This window comes from Prosthecobacter sp. (genome assembly GCF_044373815.1).
Taxonomy (GTDB): Bacteria; Verrucomicrobiota; Verrucomicrobiia; order Verrucomicrobiales; family Verrucomicrobiaceae; genus Prosthecobacter.
The window spans coordinates 1-4,838 of sequence record NZ_JBIPNG010000490.1 but is presented as its reverse complement, the minus strand read 5'-3'; the positions used below and the strand labels follow the sequence as shown (position 1 = coordinate 4,838).

Below are 4,838 nucleotides of genomic sequence, written 5' to 3'. Positions count from 1 at the left end.
CGTAAACTTGTGGAAGACAGATCCAATGGTGATTTTTCTTGTCATCATCGGACTCATGGCGGGCATTGCTTTCGCATCGTATCTTTACGAGAAGCGGCATAGCACTTCGCGGGCAAGCCGCAGCAACGACTCGAATGAGCACTGGGATGATTCGACTGCCAGCGAGGAGTTGAACGACTTTGACGCGGGAGCTGATGGGGACTGACCGAAGTCCCGATTTATTGCGCAGTCCCGCCTTGAGGTGGACTGATGTCGCGCATGTTGTTTGGCGCTAGGTCCCCCTTGCCCTCTTGAATCCTTGACTCTGCCTCCACTCTTGGCACGTAAACTTACCCGATGAAGATCATCCGCCACACCGACCTCGACTACGCTACCGCTGCCGCCGCCCTCAACCGCCGTGCTGAGGCCAGCGATGCCGTGCGTGAAGTCGTCGCAGGTGTCATCAAGGCCGTGCGCGAACGCGGTGATGCTGCCGTGCTGGAACTCACGGAGAAATTTGACGGAGCCAAGCTCACCGCTGAGCAAATGCGCATTCCGCAGGCAGAACTGGAGGCTGCCTGGGAGGCCGCTGACCCCACCTTCAAGCGCGCCCTCGAATCTGCCCACCGCAACGTGTCGGCCTTCGCCCAGCGCAGCATGCGCCAGGGCTGGGAATTCGCCAATGAGCAGGGGGCCACGGTCGGCGAAGTTTTCCACCCCTTCGAGCGCGTGGGCTGTTACGTGCCGGGAGGCACCGCACCGCTGGTCTCCACCTCCATCATGACCGTTGCCATCGCCGCTGCGGCTGGCGTGCCGGAGATCGTCGTCTGCACCCCCTGCGGACGCGACGGTACGGTCAATCCGGGGTTGCTGGCTGCGCTGAAGCTCGCGGGAGCCACCGAGGTCTATAAAATCGGCGGGTCGCAGGCCATTGCGGCCCTGGCTTTTGGCACCGCCACGATTCGTCCGGTGGTCAAAATCTTTGGTCCCGGAAACAGCTACGTGGTCGAGGCCAAGCGCCAGAGCTTTGGTGTCGTCTCCATCGATCTGCTGCCTGGCCCAAGCGAAGTGCTCATCCTCGCCGACAAGTCAGGCAACCCTGCCTTCATCGCCGCCGACATTCTCGCGCAGGCTGAACACGGCAAGGACAGCATGGCGGGTTTCCTCACGGACGATCCTGCACTGCTTGATGCCGTCGTCGAGCAGGTCGGGGAGCAGTCTCAAACACTCAGCCGTCAGGCCCAGTTGAACCCGGTACTGGAGAAAGGCGTTTTCCTCATGCTCGTCCCCAGTTTGGAGGACGGAGCGCGTCTGGCGAACGACTTTGCCCCCGAGCATCTCACGCTCATCACCACGCGTGAAGACGCCATCCTGCCGCTCATTCGCACGGCGGGTGCCATCTTCCTGGGCAATCATTCCCCGGTCGCCGTCGGCGATTTCCTCGCTGGTCCCAGCCACACGCTGCCCACCGGCGGCTCCGGCAAATCCTTCCCGGGTATCACGGCGGACATGTTTCAGCGCCGCACCAGCATCATTCGGCTGGATCGTGAAAGCTGTGCCAAGTCCGACCCCATCGTCAGCGCGATCAGCGCAGTTGAGGGGCTTGATGCGCACGCTCGTTCGGTGTCCATTCGTGCATCATGAACCACCGCTTGTGCCTGATCGCTCTGCTGCTCGTTGCCTGTGGCAAGGAGGCTCCTCAACCTGAGCCCAAGGCCAAGGCTGCTGCGGCCACCTCCAAGCCCGCTCCAGAGAAAAAGCTGCCGCCTGTGCCGCAGGGGAAGCTGCCGAAGATGGATCCGGAGAAAGCGAAGTTCATTGCCGTGCCGAACACGCCCAAAGACCCCGAGATCAAAAAGATCGAGAAGGTGGCAGAAAAGCCCAAGATGGAGATCAAGAAGGTCGAAAAGCCTGCGACAGAAACGAAAAAGGTGGCCGCACCTGCTGCTACCAAGTCCGCCGAGCAGCCTGTGCCAGAGATCAAGAAGCCTGCGTCAGCCTCTGCCCCCGCCAAGCCTGCTGAACAGGCAGTGCCCGAGGTCAAGAAGGCTGCGCCAGCCGCTGTCCCAACCACGCCCGCTGAGCAGGCAGTGCCTGAGATCAAGAAAGCCGAAGTGCCTGCGGCCAAACAGTAGGGCGGGCGGGAATGCCTGAACTCAATCACACTGGCACGCGGATCTCCAGCCACTGACTTTCCGCATCTGCCGGCTTCACCAGACGCGCGGAGGAGGCGAGGGTCGCGGGAACGAGGGCGAAGTCTCCAGCTTTGAGAGTCGTGCCGTCGACGGTGATCTTGCCGCTGACGACGGCGAGGGTGAGGCTCTCGCCGGGGACACCTGCCTGCTTTGAGCCACTGAGCACTTTGACGTTGAAATACTCGCAGTTCACAAGCGTGCCGTTGGACTGGACCTGCTGAACGCCGGGTTCGAAATCCGTGAAGTCGATGCTCTGCATGGATTCCTGCACATGCAGCGCGCGCGGTTTGCCATCCAGCCCGACGCGGTTCCAGTCGAAGACCCGATACGTCGTGTCGCTGTTCTGCTGGATTTCATAGATCAGCAATCCTGCGCCGATGGCATGGACGCGACCGCTTGGGATGAAGAGGCAGTCGCCCGTGCGACCTTCGATGACATGGACCACATCGGCCACCGTGCCGTTTTGCAGCGCGGTTTCGAAATCCGCGCGCGTCGCTCCCGGCTTCAGACCTGCGTAGATCTTCGCACCCGGATCTGCATGGGCGATGTACCACATCTCAGTCTTCGGCTCGCCTTTCAATTCCTCGGCCATGCTTGCGGGCGGATGCACCTGGATCGAGAGATCGTCGCAGGCATCGAGAATCTTCATCAGCAGCGGGAAGGTGGGGCTGGTGGATTTCAGCAGGGCTTTGCCAAACACAGCCTCGCGGTGGTTCGTCCAGAGCTCATGCAGAGTCACGCCATCCGACGTCACGCTCGGGGCTTCAGGGCGGTCGCACACCGTCCAGGCTTCGCCAAAAGGCGTGGTTGCATCCGGTAGGGTTACACCCAAGAGGGTTTCCATGCGACGGCCACCCCAGACGCGGCTTTGATAAATTGGTGTGAAACGAATGAGGTGATTGAATTTCATGTGATGAGAATCAACCACAGCCTGCGTTGACGCTCTACCACGATCTCGCCAGAATGCCCTCTGTGAACCAAATTGAAGCCCCCTTTATTGACTCTCTGAAGGAAATCTTATCACCTGACCGGGTGCTGACCTCTGCCGAAGACATTGTGCCCTACAGTTTTGATGGCACCGCCGCCCTCAAGCAGCGTCCCGGCGCCGTCGTTTTCCCGCTCACTGCCGAGGAAGTCTCCGAATGCGTGAAGCTCGCCCGCAGAAACAACGTTCCCGTGGTTACCCGTGGTTCCGGCACCGGATTGAGCGGTGGCAGTGTGCCGCTGTCAGGCTGTCTGGTGATCTGTCTGGTGAAGATGGACCAGCTCATCGAAGTCGATGAGAAAAATCTCACGCTGCGTGCGCAGAGCGGCGTCATCACCAAAGAGATCGACGACGCCGCAGCGAAGGTAGGCCTGTTTTATCCGCCTGACCCTGGCTCGATGAAAATCTCCACCATTGGCGGCAACGTGGCCGAAAACTCCGGCGGCCTGCGTGGTCTCAAGTACGGTGTCACGCGCGATTATGTCATGGGCATCGAGGTCGTGCTGCCAGATGGCACACTGACATTTCTCGGCAACAAGTGCGTCAAAGACGTGGCGGGTTACTCGATGAAGGACCTTTTTATCGGCAGTGAGGGAACACTGGGCATCATCACCGAAGTCATCCTGAAAGTGCTGCCGCGACCCAAGGCGCGCAAAACGATGCTGGCGCTGTATGATTCGATGGACGCTGCTGCCAAGACGATCTCTGCCATCATTGCCGCGAAGATCATTCCCTGCACGCTTGAGTTCCTGGACCGCGTCACGGTGCAGTGCGTGGAAGATTATGCGAAGATTGGCCTGCCTACCGATGTGGAAGCGCTCGTGCTCATGGAGACCGACGGCCATCCGGTTGTCGTCGAAGAAGAAGCCGCGCAGATGATGGCACTCGCCACCGCCAATGGCGCGCGCGATGTGCGCGCCGCTGCGGATGAAGCGGAAGGCGCCAAGCTCGCCGCCGCTCGCCGCAATGCCTTCTCTGCGCTCGCCCGTGTGCGGCCCACCACGATCCTCGAAGACGTGACCGTGCCGCGTAGCGAACTTGCCACGATGGTCGCCTTCATCGACAGCGTGGCGAAGAAGCACAAGCTGCAGATTGGCACCTTTGGCCATCTTGGCGATGGCAACCTGCATCCCACCTTCCTCACGAATGAACGCGATCTCGAGGAGATGCACCGCATTGAAATCGCGCTCGAAGAAATCGTGGATGAAACCATCCGCCTCGGCGGCACTGTTACTGGTGAGCACGGCGTCGGCCTCGCCAAAAAAGCCTTCCTTAGACGCCAGCTTGGTGAAGGCAGCTTCGAACTCATGCGAAGCATTAAACAAGCCCTCGATCCCCAGGGCCTGCTGAACCCCGGGAAGATTTTTGATCCGAGGAACTGATCATGCCATCTGCCAATCTTCTCAAATCCATCGATTACTCCGTGCTGCAGCAGTGCATGCACTGCGGCATGTGTCTGCCCACTTGTCCCACCTACGTCGAGACGAAGCTGGAACGAAACAGCCCGCGTGGCCGCATCTCGCTCATGCGTGCGGTGGCGGACGGCGAGCTCGAAGTTTCCAAGGCGCTCTCCGACGAGATGTACTACTGCTTGGGCTGCCTGGCATGCCAGACCGCATGTCCGGCGGGTGTGAACTACGCCGAGCTGTTTGAAACCGCGCGTGCTGAAGTCGAACAGG

6 protein-coding genes are annotated in these 4,838 nt (G+C 60.3%); 5 read left to right on the top strand and 1 reads right to left on the bottom strand.

The window, feature by feature from the left end; translation table 11 throughout:
* The 3 genes from ACIREA_RS26785 to ACIREA_RS26775 form a co-directional block, all read left to right on the top strand.
* On the top strand, positions 1-205 hold a 205-nt coding region (locus ACIREA_RS26785; RefSeq protein WP_397385386.1), incomplete at its 5' end, for a hypothetical protein.
* Positions 206-336: 131 nt separating this feature from the next.
* Positions 337-1,623, top strand: coding sequence for a histidinol dehydrogenase (gene hisD / locus ACIREA_RS26780; RefSeq protein ID WP_397385385.1), 1,287 nt, complete (start codon positions 337-339; stop codon positions 1,621-1,623).
* The gene (locus ACIREA_RS26775; protein WP_397385384.1) at positions 1,620-2,114 is read left to right on the top strand and encodes a hypothetical protein; all 495 of its coding nucleotides are present in this window, start codon (positions 1,620-1,622) and stop codon (positions 2,112-2,114) included. Before hisD ends, ACIREA_RS26775 begins: the two co-directional genes overlap by 4 nt.
* A gap of 25 nt (positions 2,115-2,139) precedes the next feature.
* Here ACIREA_RS26775 and ACIREA_RS26770 read toward each other — a convergent pair whose 3' ends face one another.
* The gene (locus tag ACIREA_RS26770) at positions 2,140-3,084 is read right to left on the bottom strand and encodes a type I phosphomannose isomerase catalytic subunit (protein ID WP_397385383.1); all 945 of its coding nucleotides are present in this window, start codon (positions 3,082-3,084) and stop codon (positions 2,140-2,142) included.
* A gap of 53 nt (positions 3,085-3,137) precedes the next feature.
* Between ACIREA_RS26770 and ACIREA_RS26765 the strand changes: the two genes are divergently transcribed.
* Positions 3,138-4,541: an FAD-binding oxidoreductase gene (locus ACIREA_RS26765; RefSeq protein ID WP_397385382.1), complete on the top strand. Its 1,404-nt coding sequence runs from the start codon at positions 3,138-3,140 to the stop codon at positions 4,539-4,541.
* A 2-nt stretch (positions 4,542-4,543) separates the two neighbouring features.
* Positions 4,544-4,838: 4Fe-4S dicluster domain-containing protein (locus tag ACIREA_RS26760; RefSeq protein WP_397385381.1), on the top strand; the 295-nt coding region annotated here is incomplete at its 3' end.

Bases quoted from the DNA above. Each gene is read 5' to 3' on its own strand.
- hisD (WP_397385385.1), top strand. From the start codon at position 337: ATGAAGATCATCCGCCACACCGACCTCGACTACGCTACCGCTGCCGCC.
- ACIREA_RS26775 (WP_397385384.1), top strand. From the start codon at position 1,620: ATGAACCACCGCTTGTGCCTGATCGCTCTGCTGCTCGTTGCCTGTGGC.
- ACIREA_RS26770 (WP_397385383.1), bottom strand. From the start codon at position 3,084: ATGAAATTCAATCACCTCATTCGTTTCACACCAATTTATCAAAGCCGC.
- ACIREA_RS26765 (WP_397385382.1), top strand. From the start codon at position 3,138: ATGCCCTCTGTGAACCAAATTGAAGCCCCCTTTATTGACTCTCTGAAG.